This window comes from Rahnella sp. PCH160 (assembly GCF_047784855.1).
Lineage (GTDB): Bacteria > Pseudomonadota > Gammaproteobacteria > Enterobacterales > Enterobacteriaceae > Rahnella.
The window spans coordinates 2044450-2058958 of sequence record NZ_JBLOGT010000001.1; the positions used below are offsets into that span (position 1 = coordinate 2044450).

At 53.6% G+C, this 14509-nt stretch carries 12 protein-coding genes and 1 pseudogene; 1 reads left to right on the forward strand and 12 read right to left on the reverse strand.

Features of this window, described 5'->3' with window-relative positions:
- Positions 1-11: 11 nt before the first annotated feature.
- From ACM5QY_RS09585 to ACM5QY_RS09610, 6 genes are all read right to left on the reverse strand, one after another.
- Positions 12-665, reverse strand: coding sequence for a helix-turn-helix transcriptional regulator (locus ACM5QY_RS09585; RefSeq protein WP_416120421.1), 654 nt, complete (start codon positions 663-665; stop codon positions 12-14).
- 96 nt (positions 666-761) lie between these two features.
- Positions 762-1475 carry a fimbria/pilus periplasmic chaperone gene (locus ACM5QY_RS09590; protein WP_416120422.1) on the reverse strand — a complete coding sequence of 238 codons (714 nt, stop codon included), beginning with the start codon at positions 1473-1475 and terminating at the stop codon, positions 762-764.
- Positions 1441-2778, reverse strand: coding sequence for a fimbrial usher protein StbD (gene stbD / locus ACM5QY_RS09595; RefSeq protein ID WP_416120423.1), 1338 nt, complete (start codon positions 2776-2778; stop codon positions 1441-1443). The genes ACM5QY_RS09590 and stbD overlap by 35 nt, the downstream gene beginning before the upstream one ends.
- Before the next feature lie 20 nt (positions 2779-2798).
- Positions 2799-5387: a fimbrial outer membrane usher protein gene (locus tag ACM5QY_RS09600; protein WP_416120424.1), complete on the reverse strand. Its 2589-nt coding sequence runs from the start codon at positions 5385-5387 to the stop codon at positions 2799-2801.
- Positions 5365-6099 (reverse strand): fimbria/pilus periplasmic chaperone, encoded by a 735-nt coding sequence (locus ACM5QY_RS09605; protein ID WP_416120425.1) that lies wholly within the window; start codon positions 6097-6099, stop codon positions 5365-5367. The genes ACM5QY_RS09600 and ACM5QY_RS09605 overlap by 23 nt, the downstream gene beginning before the upstream one ends.
- Before the next feature lie 109 nt (positions 6100-6208).
- Positions 6209-6754 (reverse strand): fimbrial protein, encoded by a 546-nt coding sequence (locus tag ACM5QY_RS09610; protein ID WP_416120426.1) that lies wholly within the window; start codon positions 6752-6754, stop codon positions 6209-6211.
- Positions 6755-7193: 439 nt separating this feature from the next.
- On the opposite strand from ACM5QY_RS09610, the gene ACM5QY_RS09615 reads away from it, so the two are divergent.
- A complete protein-coding gene (locus ACM5QY_RS09615; RefSeq protein ID WP_416120427.1) occupies positions 7194-8264 on the forward strand; it encodes a GlxA family transcriptional regulator in 1071 nt (356 codons plus the stop codon).
- 14 nt (positions 8265-8278) lie between these two features.
- Here ACM5QY_RS09615 and ACM5QY_RS09620 read toward each other — a convergent pair whose 3' ends face one another.
- The 6 genes and pseudogenes from ACM5QY_RS09620 to ACM5QY_RS09645 all read right to left on the reverse strand — a co-directional run bounded on the left by ACM5QY_RS09620 (position 8279) and on the right by ACM5QY_RS09645 (position 14503).
- A complete protein-coding gene (locus tag ACM5QY_RS09620; RefSeq protein ID WP_416120428.1) occupies positions 8279-9877 on the reverse strand; it encodes a methyl-accepting chemotaxis protein in 1599 nt (532 codons plus the stop codon).
- Between the two features lie 457 nt (positions 9878-10334).
- Positions 10335-11186, reverse strand: a complete 852-nt coding sequence (locus tag ACM5QY_RS09625; RefSeq protein WP_416120429.1) for a VOC family protein — start codon at positions 11184-11186, stop codon at positions 10335-10337.
- 52 nt (positions 11187-11238) lie between these two features.
- Positions 11239-11957, reverse strand: a pseudogene (locus tag ACM5QY_RS09630) (ABC transporter ATP-binding protein).
- Entirely contained in the window at positions 11954-12733 is a 780-nt protein-coding gene (locus ACM5QY_RS09635) for an ABC transporter ATP-binding protein (protein ID WP_416120430.1), read from the reverse strand. The pseudogene ACM5QY_RS09630 and the gene ACM5QY_RS09635 overlap by 4 nt, the downstream one beginning before the upstream one ends.
- Positions 12730-13617, reverse strand: coding sequence for a branched-chain amino acid ABC transporter permease (locus ACM5QY_RS09640; RefSeq protein ID WP_416120431.1), 888 nt, complete (start codon positions 13615-13617; stop codon positions 12730-12732). The genes ACM5QY_RS09635 and ACM5QY_RS09640 overlap by 4 nt, the downstream gene beginning before the upstream one ends.
- Positions 13610-14503, reverse strand: a complete 894-nt coding sequence (locus ACM5QY_RS09645; RefSeq protein ID WP_416120432.1) for a branched-chain amino acid ABC transporter permease — start codon at positions 14501-14503, stop codon at positions 13610-13612. The genes ACM5QY_RS09640 and ACM5QY_RS09645 overlap by 8 nt, the downstream gene beginning before the upstream one ends.
- Positions 14504-14509 lie beyond the last annotated feature (6 nt).

The window sequence follows — 14509 nt, forward strand, 5'->3', positions numbered from 1 at the left end:
CGATGAAATAATTAAAAAAAGGTGTTCTGGTGTAAAAAACGCAGCAATTCACTTTCACTGGTTATATGTAATTTATTCATCGCATTACGCTTCTGGGTCGAGACGGTGCTCATGGCCCGGCATTTTTTCGATGCAATTTGTGAAAGCGAATATCCCTGATTAATCAGATTGATGACTTCCCACTCCTTGGTGGTCAGTTCATCCTGTGTTTGTTGCAGATGCGTTTTAATGGTCGGAGAAATATAAGGTTCCGGGTCTGACGTCATCATGGCATTCATCAGCGCAATGACCAGTTCATGCGGCGTATCATGGGAGCTGATCATAATGTCCATGCCGGCTTCGGCCATTTTTTTGAGCAGAACAGGTTTCATGTTTTGAGCAAATAACACTGTTGTAGTATTTTTATTTGCACAAAGCACAGACAGCACTTTACGGATTTCTGTTTCGCGGAAATAGCCGTCGAACAGACAGGATGAATTAATCATCACAATATCCATTTTGTTTTCTTTCACCGCGTTTAACAGCGATCCCGGATCCGGGAAATGATGCAGCTGTAAATGGCTGATGTTCATTTCACGCTGAATATACGCAGCAATCAAATCATAGGACATATGATACTGGTGAAAATACGTCATATTAATCGTCGTGAGTCGGGTGTTTTTCATAGGCTGCTTAAGCTCTGTCGGGGAAATAAACGAATTTTCCCGGTATGCGATAATTTCCGGGCATCATCAGGATGCCCGGAGGTGACAGCGTTATATTTATAATTGCCGCTGGTACAACGTTTGTTTCCCGTAATCATCAATCACCGACCAGCTTATCTGCCGGGCGTTAATGCCCGAGGGCACTGTCACCGTGGCGGAAGATTTCGGTGCCACCATCAGCGGCGTCAGCAGTTTGTCCCCCAGACTCAGCCCGCCCAGTGTCTGGTAGTAAGGCGTCGGATTGGTGATCACCAGCGCGCCGTTTGTTAGCGCAAACGCCAGCGATTTCCCGATATCTTCTCCCGGCGCTTTCAGCCCGACAGGGCGCACAAACACTTTCAGGCGGATGCGTAGCGGCAAAATGACTTTCTTGTCATCCGCACTGTCAGCCTGTGAGTTCGGCGGGATCTGATAAATATTCAGCCAGTAAACGCGTTCGCGGTCAGACGGCATTCCCTGACGGGAAAGCAGCATCACGCGCAGGTTGCGCGATTCGCCCGCGTCCAGCTTGAAGACCGGCGGCACAACAATCAGCGGCGTGCTGATCTTGTCCGGTGGCGTGAGCGGATTGTTATCGTCGCTCCAGACCTGAACCAGCGCCGGTGCCCGTTCGGAATTCACCAGCACCAGCGATTCCGCCATGCTGTCTTCATTGAACACCAGACGGCTCTGCGTGCTGTTGACCACTGCACTGGCGAAGCTGGCGTTGAGCAACAGCGCCGCCGCCAGCAGAGGTTTACTGAAGGCTGACAACAATCTGAGCTTGTGCATTGACTGATCCTGCTGCGGCCTGTAATCCCGGAAGCTGTTCAAGTGACGCCGTGAACGTTCCGCCATAGGCTTCCCCGCCGGTCGAGGTTGCGCCGGTTCCGCTCAGTAAATCGGTAAATCCGTACCAGCCTGCGGCATTCCCGGTACCGGTGGTGTCTTTCGATGACAACAGATTCAGGGCCACGCCGGACGGTGAATACAGACGGATGCCCACGCCGGATGCCACGCCGCTCGTGCCGTAGTTATCATCAAGCAGATAACTGATCCCGCCGGAGCTGCTTTTCAGCCCCAGCGTGGTCGCCTGGTTTAACGCCGTGGCCTGCGTCACCAGAAAGCCCATCGCCACCGGGGCGTTGGTCGAGCTGGTTGTGGTGCCGGATATGGCGCCGGCGTCGCATTCAATGGAGACGTTAAAAGTATTCGAGCTGCTGCTGCCGTTACGCAGATCGCCGGTACCAATAGAGGGCAGCTGAACAACCTGGTCGAAATCGCTGACCTTGCAGGTATTCCCGCGAATAATTGTGGTGGAGCCGCCCCTCATGCTCCACACGCCGGAGGTGTTATAAGGCGAAGGGGAGTTTGCGAGGGAGCCGGTGGTCAGATCGGTATTCATCGCGTTGCCTCTGAGTGCCACAAATCCCTGCGGTGCCACAATCTGCGTGAAGGCGTTACGTGCAACGTAAGCCCCGGAGCCGATGTCGTCAGTTTTGATCAGCTCAAACGTGGCGCTGTCGAATGAGGATGCCGGAATATAAATATTTGCGCCGACGGTAATGTAATCATCAGCCGTTAGCTTACGCTCCTGCCATTTACTGGTGTAAAACAGACCGGTTTTCTGGTTCGTGATACGGTACGCGACCCCTTGTGCCGGTGTGGCATAACCGCCGTCAACGTCATTCACCGCGTATCCGCCGTAAAAATTGCCGTTGCCGCCATACAGGGCATACATTTCATACAGCGTATCGGCATCGGCCAGCGCACATTTGAAGACAATCTGGTTAGCGGTATACGGCACTTTCAGCGCCGTATCGATAAAGTTCAGGTTGGCGCTGGCCAGTACGGTGCCTGCCGTCGCCAGCGACTGCGCCCCGGTGCCCATGATAATTGTACCGAAGGAAATGGATGCAGCCGCCGAGTTCAGTACGCCGCCCCAGGAGGTGGAGGTGTAACCCAGATCGGCCACGGCCTGCGGGATGGTGGATGTTGATGTGCCGATCCCGGTGACCTTGTAGCAAATTGCGTGAGCCCAGGGCGAGCAGGCCATAAAGGCTGAGGCGAGCAGCCAGGTTTTTAACTGAGTCATTGAAAATTTCATGGTGATCCTCACTGTACGCAGGTGCCGTTTAAGAGAGTGAAGTTATTGCCGTCGGCTTTTTTCTGAGTCGGAAGCTGGTAATTCACGCGACACGATTTATTGCTTCCCCAGCTGATAAACAGCGTGCCGGAAGCCGCCGGAAGACGGGCATAGACCTGACCATTCTGACCGGCCATCCCGACGCTGTTCCCGTTACTGTCTTTCACATCCGCGCCCATCGGCACCGGCGTGCCGTCCGGCATCATGACGGTGATCAGCGCCGGTGTGCCGCCGAGGGTTTTGAAGGCAATTTTGGGAACCGCGCCGAGCACCGGCACCACGCGCACGTTTCCGCCTTCGAGCTCAACGTCCTGACTCATGGAATTGCCGTCAATGCTGATGGTGTTGTAACGGTATGGCGCGAGTGACGGCACAATGGCGTAGCCGAAGGTGTCGATTTTTGCGCCCTGTGCATTGTTGACGCGCGCACCGGTTGCGCCTTTGGCTTCGACCAGTGCAAAGGTATCGCTGGCGTACGGGCCGTAGGTTACGCCGCCGCCGTGAACGGCCAGCGTCCCGGCAGTGCCGAGGCCGAGCTGATGATAATCATCGCTGCGGGCATACGAGGCGCGCACCGTCCCCATGCGGGTACGTTCCTGCACGTTGGTGCCCCAGCGGATGTCATGGCTTTTACCATCTTCCAGTTCGGTGTACTTGTCATGGTTGGCATACACGGAATAGGTGAAGTCACTTTCCTGACCGGCGGAGCCGGAAAGGGTGGTCATCGCCGAACGGGTGTTTTTGTCTTTCATCATGTCAAACGACACGCTTGAGCGGGAGTCGCGCCAGTCCAGCGGCACGGACAGGCCGATGGAAATCACGTTCTCGGTGTATTTCTGATAACGGCTGGCATCGTAATCGGCATCGTTAACGCTGTAGACGTTATCGTTGCTCCAGCTCGACCGCTGGCGGCCAACGTTGATGTTGTAGCTGAGCTTCTTCCACATATTGTTGTAAGAAAGCTGTAACTCGGTGATGCGCGAACGGTTGTTGTAATAGTCCGTGCTGCTGCCGCTGAGCGCGACGGTGCCGTAGTCGCCCATGTTCTGGCTGAGCGTGGCGGTGAAACGGTTACGCTGTTTCAGCGTGTCGGAATAGTAATCCGAGCCACCATTGGCCTGACGGCGTACACCGAGCACGTCTTCCAGGTCACGATAACCGGCGGTGGAATAGCGGTACGCCGCCAGCACGATATTTGTGTTGGTTTCGAAGGTTTTGCTGTACGACATCTCGGCACGCCAGCCGCTTTTCGACTGATCGCTCTCCACCCGCGCATGTGACCAGGTGGTATTGAGCGACAGCGCCCCGAGTTCGGAGGCAAACACGCCACCGACCAGCAATGCCTGATAATCATTGGCAAGGCGTGCGCCGGTGTTGGACGTAATACTGTTATTCACGCCGTACTGGAGGACGCCTTCGGTGAAGGCATTTTGCACCGAGTAATAATTGCGGACTTTACCGGCGGCGAACTGATAGCTCAGATTGCCGGGACGCATGGAGTTCGGCACGGCAGCGTAAGGCACGACGAAGAACGACGATTTGCCGTCGGCTTCGATCACCTGAACCTGTAAATCCCCCTGACTGCGCGTGTTGTACAGGTCATCAATCAGGAACGGGCCGGGCGGCACCTGCGTTTCATAAATTATGTTACCGGCCTGACGGATCATCACGCGGGCATTGGTGCTGGCTACACCGCGCACTTCCGGCGCATAACCGCGTTTTCCCTGCGCCCACATGCGCTGGTCGGTGGCCAGTTTCACGCCGTTAAAAGACATCGAGCCAAACATTGAACTGTCAGTGTAGGTATCACCGACCATCAGTTCGCTGGAAAGGGACGGCACAGGGCGCTGCACCCACGTCCTCACGGTGTTCCATTTGTAATGATCGCCGCTGGTGCTGCTTTCCATATAGCGCAAATTGGCCTGATGGCGGAATTGCCACATGCCCATATTTGCCCCGGCATTGATCATGCTCCACACATAGTTGTAGTGAACGTCGCGCATGATATTGCGCGTGAAGTTGGTGTTATGACGTAAAAACACCAGCGGCGCACCGGCATCCCACTCTGAAATCGGAATGTAGTCGCGCGGCTGGCGGTTCAGCAGGATCTGCGGAATTAAAAAATCCAGCGAAAGGGTCGACTGCTTGATTTTCCAGCTGCCCTGCTGCGTGATTTCCGATAAAAAGACGCACTGTTTCTGTGTGCCTTTCAGCGGCTGAGATTTAAGCTGCAACAGCTTCATCAGCTCACTGTCGAGGCAGGGCTGCGCACTTTTATCCGCCGGTTTCACTTTGCGGAACTGGACCGGCACCTGGCTCTTGATTTTGATGCCATTGAGGCTGATATCCAGCGTTTGCGGGCCTTCAGGAATAATGGCCTGCGTTTCGTTAAATTTATCCAGATCCACGCTTTCTGCGAAATCTGAACCGGCGAGCAAATGACTGTCGAAGCGGTAATCTTCAGCAAAAGCAGAATGAGTGAACAACGACGCTTTGATCACACAGGTCAGTACCGCCAGACGGAAAACCCCTGTCTTATTTTTGGATTGGATACTCATGTGTCACCATTGCTCCATAATCATTAACCAGACCGATTTCTATTCCCTGAACGTTCTTATCAGTGACTTTTCCTGCATTCAGCGCCACATCCACGGCGGCAAAAGGCGCAATCATTGGCGTCTTATCTTTTGCATTCACCCCTTTCACTGCGACCTTACCGAGTGAAATATAAAAAGGGGAGGCGTTGGTAATGCGGATATTATTAGTGGTCACATTACTGAAGGTCAGATAATCAAAGATTTTCTTATTATTGGCTTTCATGCCAGCCGGGCGATAAAACACCTTCAGCCTGTTTTTCAGCATGACGACCATCTGATTGCCTTTATCTCCGCCGATATTAGACGGAGGCACTTGCAGAAAATTAAAATAAAAAATGGATTCACGATCCTGCGGTAATGTTTTTTCACCGGTAAAGAATATGCGTAATACCTGTCCGTCTTTGGCGGCAATTCTGAATGTTTGTGGTGTCGCGACAAAAGGCGCTTTACCGGTGTTCGGTGTGGAATTTTGATCGCCGCTGTCAAACCAGGCCTGAATAACATAAGGAAAATCGTCGTTGTTTCTCAGCTGGACATCCACTGATTTTGCATCAGAGGGATAAATAACGCGTGAGCCAGTCATGACGACGCTGGCTGAGGCACTGATTGAAACGCTCAGTGCGAACACAAATAAGAAAATGCTACGCCATTGTAAGCGGGACATAATATCCATCCGTAAAATTACTGCCTGACATCCTGAAAAGAGTAAACAGGCCATCCGTGGCCTTAATTAATCTGAATAAAGTATTCAGAGAAATAAACGTCCCTGATTTATTAAGGTATTAGTTGTAGCTCACTGCGTATTGCAGGGTAGATTCAACCGCACCCGCGGTTGCTTTACCGGTCGCGATGTATTGCGCGGTGTACGTTGCAGTTGCTGCCGTTTCACCGGTAGCCAGCGTCAGGTCGCCATCCGCTGTGAACGGAGAAGAGAAGTCGATAGCGGTCGCTTTGGTATCCAGGATCTGGATGTTGACGTTAGTCGCCGCGTCAGTCGTTGCCACGTTGCTCAGATCGCCCGTGGTTGCAACGCTGTTACCGGCGAAGACGCTGGAAACTTTAGTTGCAGCCTCAGAGCTTCCTGTACAGCCGGAAACACCGATATCGAAAGTCGCCTGACCGGCAGTCTGACCTGCTGCAGCCAGCGTACTTGCGTTAACGCTTGGCAGCAGAACCAGTGGTTTCGCGCTGTTACCGTTGATGGTGACAGAACAGGTTTCTGCTGTGACTTCACCCTGGAAAGTCACTGTATTATCGGAAAAAGCGAATGCCTGAGAGGCGAACAGAACAGACATTGCTGTAACAGATAAGAAGGCCAGTTTTTTCATTGCAAAATTCCCTATTGACTTAAAACAGTTGATTAATACGACGGCGACGCTCAATAGCGAAGAACGGCGTATTTCCTTTTCATTCCGATGCTGAAATCAACCCTGCTTTTAAAATTCAGCGTCGTCCCGGAGGCGATGCTGAAGACTTAAAGACGTACATTTGAATCTCAAAACAAACATCAGAAATAGACGCAATAAGCACGAATCGCTCATTTGCCGGAACATAGTAGAATTCGACTGTAAAGTTATGTTAGTGAAGAAAACTCAGGAAATGTGAAGTGCCGATCTGCGCTTGTGTGATTTTCGTTAATCATCTGGTTTAAAAAGAAAGGGGGCGGGGTTAAGAAACGATAAGGCCTGATGCTGTTAAGGTTCTGTTTAGATAAGTGGTCATTAATTACCCGTTATAATTCCCCGCAATCAATGAAAGGGGAAATTAATGAAAATGCCGGTCGCTGTTTCTTCTGTATCCTTATCCGCATCCGGCGTTTCAGGTCAGACTATTTCTTCTCTTGCAGATGAAACTATTCCTCCTTTCGGGGATAAATTACATATTGGATTAATACTGTGGCCGGAATTTCCACTGCTGGCGTTATCGGGAATGATGGATGCCATGCGTTATGCTGCGAATGCCGGAAATAAGGTGCAGTGTTTGCTGAGCATTATCAGCACACAACCGGACACGCCGGTGATCAGCAATACCGGTATCAGCGTTAAGCCGGGCAGGGCGCATGATTCCCCCGAATTTTTTGATTACCTGGCGATTATTGGCGGAGACCTTAAAAGTCTGGCGCGGGGACATGCGGGGGATCTTAAATACATTACACAGGCGCATCTGGCCAAAGTGCCGGTGGTCGGGATCGGCACCGGCAGCTTTATTCTGGCAAAAGCCGGATTGCTCAATGGCCGCCGCGCGTCGGTGCATCCTTTTCATATCGCGGAATTTCGCAAAAGATTTCCGGGCGTCTGTGCAGAAGAAGGGTTTGATTTTATTGACGAGGGCGATGTGCAGACCTGTCCGGGCGGTATTTCGACCATCACGCTCGCGACTGAACTCATCCGGCAGCACGCGGGTGAAGAAACGGCGGCGAAAGCCAGCCACCGTTTGTCGCTCGGGTATGATGAATTTCGCACCGCCGCCGTTTCGCGACCGGCGAACATTTCACTGATCTCAGACCCGCGCCTGCGGCAGGCGGTGATGCTGATTGAACAGTACCTGGCGCGCCCGCTGAGCACGGCGTGGCTGGCGCATCAGGTTCATCTCAGCGCCCGCCAGTTAACCCGGTTGTTTACGGCCGAACTGGGGCAAAGTCCGAGGGCGTTTATCCGTAGCGCCAAACTGCGTTACGCACGATGGCTGCTGAACAATACGCAGGAAAGCATCACGGAAATCGCCCTGCGCATGGGGTTCAGCGACTGCGCCCATTTCATTCGTCATTTTCAGAATGAATACGGTTGCACCCCCGGTTTCTGGCGCGGGCAGAACGAGTCTCTTAATGAACCGGGGTAGTTTCTGAATTTTCCTTAACCGACCGCGACTTTCTCAAACCCGGTCAGCGTTGCAGAACGGCTCTCCATTTTGGTCATCTGGCCACTATACACGTCGATGGCGCTTTTCAGCCGGGTGGCCTGATAGTTCAGCGTTTCGGCCGATTCAGAGGATTGTGCGACCATCTCAGCGTTGTTTTGCGTCATGGTTTCGATTTGCGCCAGCGACGTATTGATCAGCGAAAGCGCTGATGTTTGTTCGTTGGTCGCATGGCTGATTTCTTTAATCAGGCCCGACATCTGCACCACTTCACTGATGATTTCGCTGATCTGTTTTCCGGCACTTTCTACCATATGCCCGCCGGTTTCAACGCTGTGCATATTGGCCTCGATCAGCCCTTTGATTTCTTTGGCGGCGGTAGCAGAACGCTGCGCCAGCACCCGGACTTCTGCGGCGACCACCGCAAAACCGCGTCCTTCGGTTCCGGCGCGGGCGGCTTCGACGGCGGCATTCAGCGCCAGAATATTGGTCTGGAACGCAATCCCGTCGATGACGGAAATGATATCGACGACTTTGTTACTGGCCTGCGAAATGGACTGCATCATGCCGATGGTTTCCTGCATGATTTTGCCGCCTTTCTGCGCCACGGCAGCGGCGCTGTCCGCCAGTTTGCTGGCCTGAATCACGGTATCCGCACTTTGCCCGACGGCACCGGCAATTTCTTCAATGGCGGCGGCGGTCTGCTGAAGATTGGCCGCCGTTTCTTCGGTACGTGCGCTGAGCGCGGTACTGTTTTTTGACATCAGGTGGCTGATATTCGTGATCCCACCGACCTGTGTACCGACATCTTCCACCAGCGAATGCAGGTTCAGGCCAAACTGATTAACTGAACGCATCAGCAAACCTATTTCATCGACGCGGTTAAAATGCACGGAGTCGGCTTTTTTACCGGACACCACTTGCTGCGCCTGCGCCAGAATAGTTTTAATCGGATGGCGAATTTGAGTTTGCAAAAAGAGATCAGCCAGCAGTAAAAGCACCACAGTTGAAATGACGACCCAGGTCTGGCTTATTCCCGTCAGTGAAAATAATAACGGGAAAAGTCCCGCGATAAATAACGGTAACCGTAAACGCCAGCTCACGGGGAGTTTTTGCAATACAGAGAAGAGTGAAAATAAACCGGTGCGCACGACCAGGCCTTTATAGAATTTACGGCTGCCGGCATTTTTCGCGATGACTAATTTGTACAGTGCTTCCGCCGCTTTAATTTCCTGCTCAGCGGGTTTATTGCGCACGGAAATATAGCCCGTCAGTTTGTCCTGATGATGAACCGGCGTGACGTTGGCGCGCACCCAATAGTGGTCACCGTTTTTACGGCGGTTCTTCACCAGCCCCGTCCAGCTGTCGCCCTGTTGCAGGGTGAACCACATGTCGGCAAAGGCTTCCACCGGCATGTCCGGGTGGCGCACGATGTTATGGGGTTTGAAGATCAGCTCGTCTTCAGAAAATCCGCTGACATTAATAAACGCGGAGTTAGCATAAATAATCCGGCTATTGACATCCGTCGTGGACATTAATGTGGTATCAGGATCTAACCCATATTCCCGTTGTGTCACTGGCATGTTTACGCGCATAGAAGAACCTCTGGAACGCTTAAAATTATTATAACTGTCGTTATTATGTTGTTACGGCTGTGTGTATTTTTATTTCCAGATTATTGTATGCGTATTCCATGACTCAATGACTATGCCGGTATTTTTTGTTACTGACCAGAAATATTTAAATTACAAAACCCGCTTGGATGCGAGAAATAATAGTAAAGGTTAATTTTTATTGTTGAATTAATATAAATGTAATTTTTATGTGGAAGGAAGGTTTTAATATTGATAGAGATAAAAATCTGCATTAAGGCAAATTTCAGGCGGGGCGACATGGCAATATAACTTAGCGATTCTGAATAACCATTACGCGCAATAAAAGTACGATTTCAGGGACGTTTTTCATTCAAGCACAACTGAATGTTTCGGAAAATACTGGGCAAATTCTGAAAATGCAGAAAAGGGCGCAGAGCGTGAGCCCTGCGCCTTGAAATTACTCCCGAAAACGTAACGCCACATTCCCGGCATGAACCGGCGAAACGATAAGCGCGTTGTTGATGTCGCTGAAACAGACATCACCTTTTTCCAGACATGCCCGCGTCCGCGACAGCGAAGACACTGTGAATTCCAGCGCGCACATCCGCGGTTGCCCGTTGTAATCATCGGGCAGGGCGAAGCCTTCGCGTTCTGACTGGGCCGGGTTAAGAATTCTCAGCACGGTTTTTCCTGCCTGCAGGCAATATCCATCGGCGGTGTGCTGCAAGGCATATTCCGGCCCGAACAATTGCGAATACACCTGCGCGGCGCTTTCCGGGGCGTCCGCCACAATCACAAACCCGCTCAGATCCTGCACACCATTCGGATGCTGCTGCCATGCGGTTTGCCAGACGGCGTCGGGCGTCAGGTGCTGGCAGAAAAAGCTGAACCCGTTAGGAATGCGCTGGCTGTTAATCCGCGTGATACAAAAACGCGCTTCGACCCCGCGTCCGTCGGGCAGCGTCACCGGGCGGAAAAAAGCCGTCGGCGGTTCGCCGTCCAGCTGACGGTTTTGCAAATGCTGATAAGTGGCGTCTGCATCCTGCGTTTTCCACACCAGCCCGGCCAACCCTGACGGCGGCTGCCACAGGCCTTTCGGTGCTGCTTTTTTTCCGGCCACGTCAGGCTCGTAGCCCAGCAGTTCCAGATAGTTTTCACCAAAAATGGCCAGATGATTGCTCGAACCCATCGAATGATGCCCGCGTTCGGACAACTGGAATCCCATGCGGACAAACAGCGCCTGCGCGTCATCCAGATGGTCATCGACGTTGATCACCGCATGATCAACCACGGGGATTAACTCAGACATAACGCGCACTCCCGGCTGTAAATCGTAAGAAATAAAAGAATGAAGACATGGCTTAAACCGTGCGGCCTCCGAAATAAAGTTCGCTCATACGCGGATCGTCGAGCAAATCCCGGGCATTGCCGGTCAGCGCCACTTTGCCGAGCGCCAGAATATAAGCGCGGTCAGAGAGTTGCAGGGCTTCCATCGCATTTTGTTCCACCATCAGAATGGTGACTTTTTCCAACTGACGGATGGTCTGAATGGCGCTGAACACTTCGTCGAGCATTTTGGGTGACAGCCCGGCGGACGGTTCATCGAGCAGCAAAATCGCCGGTTCGGGCATCAGCGCACGGGTCAGTGCCAGGATCTGGCGTTCACCGCCGGAGAGCGCCGAGGCCGGTGCCTGCCACTTTTTACGCAGCAGCGGATACAGTTCACAAAGCTGTTCCATGCGCCGTTTGCGTTTGGCGGGGGCAGAAACTGCCCGCCGGTTTGCAGGTTTTCCGCGACGCTCAGGTTGTTAAACACGTTATCGAGTTGTGGAACGAAACCCAGCGAACACTCGCGTACTTTCCGGTGAATCGGAATGCCGCCCGTCTCTTCGCCATTCAGGCGCACCTCGCCCCGGCGCGGCGTCAGAAACCCGGCGATACATTTGAGCAGCGTCGATTTTCCGCAGCCGTTCGGCCCGAGCAGCGTGACGATCTCGGCCTGCGAAACCGTCAGGGAAATGCCCTGCAAAATATCGACGCCCGGCGTATAACCGGCCACGACGTCATTGAGTCTGATCATACGGCCTCCTTCAGGGGGCGGCTTCCGCGGCCAAGATACGCATCGACTACGGCCTGATTTTTCGACAAATCATCCGGATGACAACTGGCAACAATGTGCCCGCGATCTAACACGATGCAGCGTTCGCACAGCGATTTTATAAAATGCATATCATGCTCGATGATAATCAGCGAAATGCCCGTGCGGCTCAGGGTTTTCAGCGTTTCCGCCAGTTCCTGGCGCAGATTGGGATGCACGCCCGCCATCGGTTCGTCGAGCATCAGAATAGCCGGGTCACCCATCAGCGCGCAGGCAATGCCAAGTAATTTCTTCTGCCCGCCGGAGAGCGCCGCCGCCGGTAAATCCCGCACTTTGGTGAGCAATAAAGTCTCGAGCAATCCGCTGGCTTTCTGATGATCTTCTTTTTCCGCCTGCCGCCCGCCAGGCAGCGACAGCAGACCGTCCCACAGCCCGTGATGGCGGGTGCCAGCGGCCATCACCACTTCCATCACGGTCATTTTGGCGGGCATCGCCGGAAGCTGGAACGTCCGCGCAATACCGGCGCTGATAATTTTGTGCGGCGGCATTTTATCGATGCGTTTGTCGCCGACGGTGACGGTGCCGCTGTCCACGGTGGTAAAGCCGGAAATGGCGTTCAGCAGCGTACTTTTGCCCGAACCGTTCGGCCCGAGCAGCCCCAGAATTTCGCCTTTTTCCAGGGCGAAAGTGACGGATTTCAGCACCTGATTGCCGCCAAAAGCTTTGCTTATCCCGTTCACGCTCAGTAAATCTGTCATGGCAGGATCCTCAGTTTTTCCGGCAGAATACCGCCCGGCCTGAGCAGTAAGCCTGTCAGCATCACCAGCCCGACCAGCCCCAGACGCAACGCGCCGGTTAGATCTGAACTCATGTGCAGCCAGTCTTTGGCGAACGGAATAAAGTTGTACAACCCTTCCACCACCAGCACACCGGCCAGCACGCCGCGCACGTTACCGATACCGCCGATCATCACCATGCTCCAGATCAGGAAGGTTTCGGAGGAAAGCAGATAATCCGGACTGACATAGTTGGTGTACCAGGCCAGCAACATACCGGCGACGACGCACATTACCGCACTGCACATCAGTGCCCGGCATTTCAGCCACAGCAGCGAATATCCCATGCACATCGCCAGTTGCGGCTGTTCGCGCATCAGACGTAGTGCCCGCCCGAACCGGCTGCGGCCTAAACGCAGGGAAATAAATGTACACGCGGCGATACACAGCACGATGATCAGCGTGAAAATGCCGACGTCATGCGCCCCGGATCCGGTGGACCACGGCGCGGTAATGTTGCCGATCCCCTGACCGCCGCCGGTCAGCGACTCTTCATTGATCACCGCAATGCGGATGATTTCCGCCAGCGCCAGCGTGGCAATGCCCCAGTAATCGGCGGAAAGCTGACGCCCGAGCAGCGCCATCGCAGCGGCTACGCCCGTCGAAAGCAAAATGCCCGCCGGGATCACCAGCCATAACGACAACGAAAACTGACTGCCGATCCCGATGGCATATGCGCCAATGCCGACAAACGCGATATGGCCGAAATTGAGCAAACCGGCGTAGCCCGCCTGAAGATTTAACGCCAGCGCAATCATCGCGTAGATCCCGGCGATGCAGAAAATATGGAGCAGGAACTCAGACACGGCGCACCTCCCGGTTGAACAGGCCATACGGGCGCAACAGCAACGCCAGCAGTAAAATCACAAACGACGCGGCGTTGATCCAGGTGGTTGGCATGAACACGCCTTCCGTACTATAAAACACGCCCCAGTCGATATTGGTGACCAGCGTTTCGGTGACGGCAATCAGCAGCGCGCCAAAAATCGCGCCCATCGGATTGCCCAGCCCGCCGAGAATGGCGGCGGCCAGCACCGGCAGCATCAGGTCGTTGCCCTGGTTGATGTACGCGCTGCTGTTCATGGCAATCAGTGAACCGCCGGTGGCGGCGATCATTCCGGCAACCATATTGACGGTATGAATGATGGCGTTAGCGTTCAGGCCGGAAGCCGCCGCCAGTTCACGGTTGCTGGCCAGCGCACGCACGGAGCGCCCTTGCGGCGTGAAAAACAGCAGAACGCTGAAAATCGCAATAATGGCGACGGTTGCGCCGAGGCTCATCAGTTCGTCGGTGGAAACCCGCGTATCGCCCCATTGCCAGACAGTGCCCAGCGGCAGGTTATAGCTGACGGGCGCCGACCCTGCGACGCCGAGCATCAACGCAATCATCACCATCGACACGGCGAGAGAGCCAATCATGGCATTCGCCGGGCCTGCGCTGACCAGCCGCTGAAACACCCAGTGATGTAAAAGCACCGCTAAAATGCCGCACGACAGGGCAGAGAACAGCACCGCCAGCGAAAAAGGCATGCCCATTTTCATGCCGCTGGCGGTGAGGAAAGCCCCGACCATGGCGTACTGAACGTGCGCAATATTGGCAAACCGCACCAGACCGTAGACCAGACTCAGCCCGAGGGCGACCAGAGACAAATCGGCGGTCCGGATTAACGTATCAACAATAAACTGAAACATGATGCT

Bases quoted from the DNA above. Each gene is read 5' to 3' on its own strand.
- ACM5QY_RS09585 (WP_416120421.1), bottom strand. From the start codon at position 665: ATGAAAAACACCCGACTCACGACGATTAATATGACGTATTTTCACCAG.
- ACM5QY_RS09590 (WP_416120422.1), bottom strand. From the start codon at position 1,475: ATGCACAAGCTCAGATTGTTGTCAGCCTTCAGTAAACCTCTGCTGGCG.
- stbD (WP_416120423.1), bottom strand. From the start codon at position 2,778: ATGACTCAGTTAAAAACCTGGCTGCTCGCCTCAGCCTTTATGGCCTGC.
- ACM5QY_RS09600 (WP_416120424.1), bottom strand. From the start codon at position 5,387: ATGAGTATCCAATCCAAAAATAAGACAGGGGTTTTCCGTCTGGCGGTA.
- ACM5QY_RS09605 (WP_416120425.1), bottom strand. From the start codon at position 6,099: ATGGATATTATGTCCCGCTTACAATGGCGTAGCATTTTCTTATTTGTG.
- ACM5QY_RS09610 (WP_416120426.1), bottom strand. From the start codon at position 6,754: ATGAAAAAACTGGCCTTCTTATCTGTTACAGCAATGTCTGTTCTGTTC.
- ACM5QY_RS09615 (WP_416120427.1), top strand. From the start codon at position 7,194: ATGAAAATGCCGGTCGCTGTTTCTTCTGTATCCTTATCCGCATCCGGC.
- ACM5QY_RS09620 (WP_416120428.1), bottom strand. From the start codon at position 9,877: ATGCGCGTAAACATGCCAGTGACACAACGGGAATATGGGTTAGATCCT.
- ACM5QY_RS09625 (WP_416120429.1), bottom strand. From the start codon at position 11,186: ATGTCTGAGTTAATCCCCGTGGTTGATCATGCGGTGATCAACGTCGAT.
- ACM5QY_RS09635 (WP_416120430.1), bottom strand. From the start codon at position 12,733: ATGACAGATTTACTGAGCGTGAACGGGATAAGCAAAGCTTTTGGCGGC.
- ACM5QY_RS09645 (WP_416120432.1), bottom strand. From the start codon at position 14,503: ATGTTTCAGTTTATTGTTGATACGTTAATCCGGACCGCCGATTTGTCT.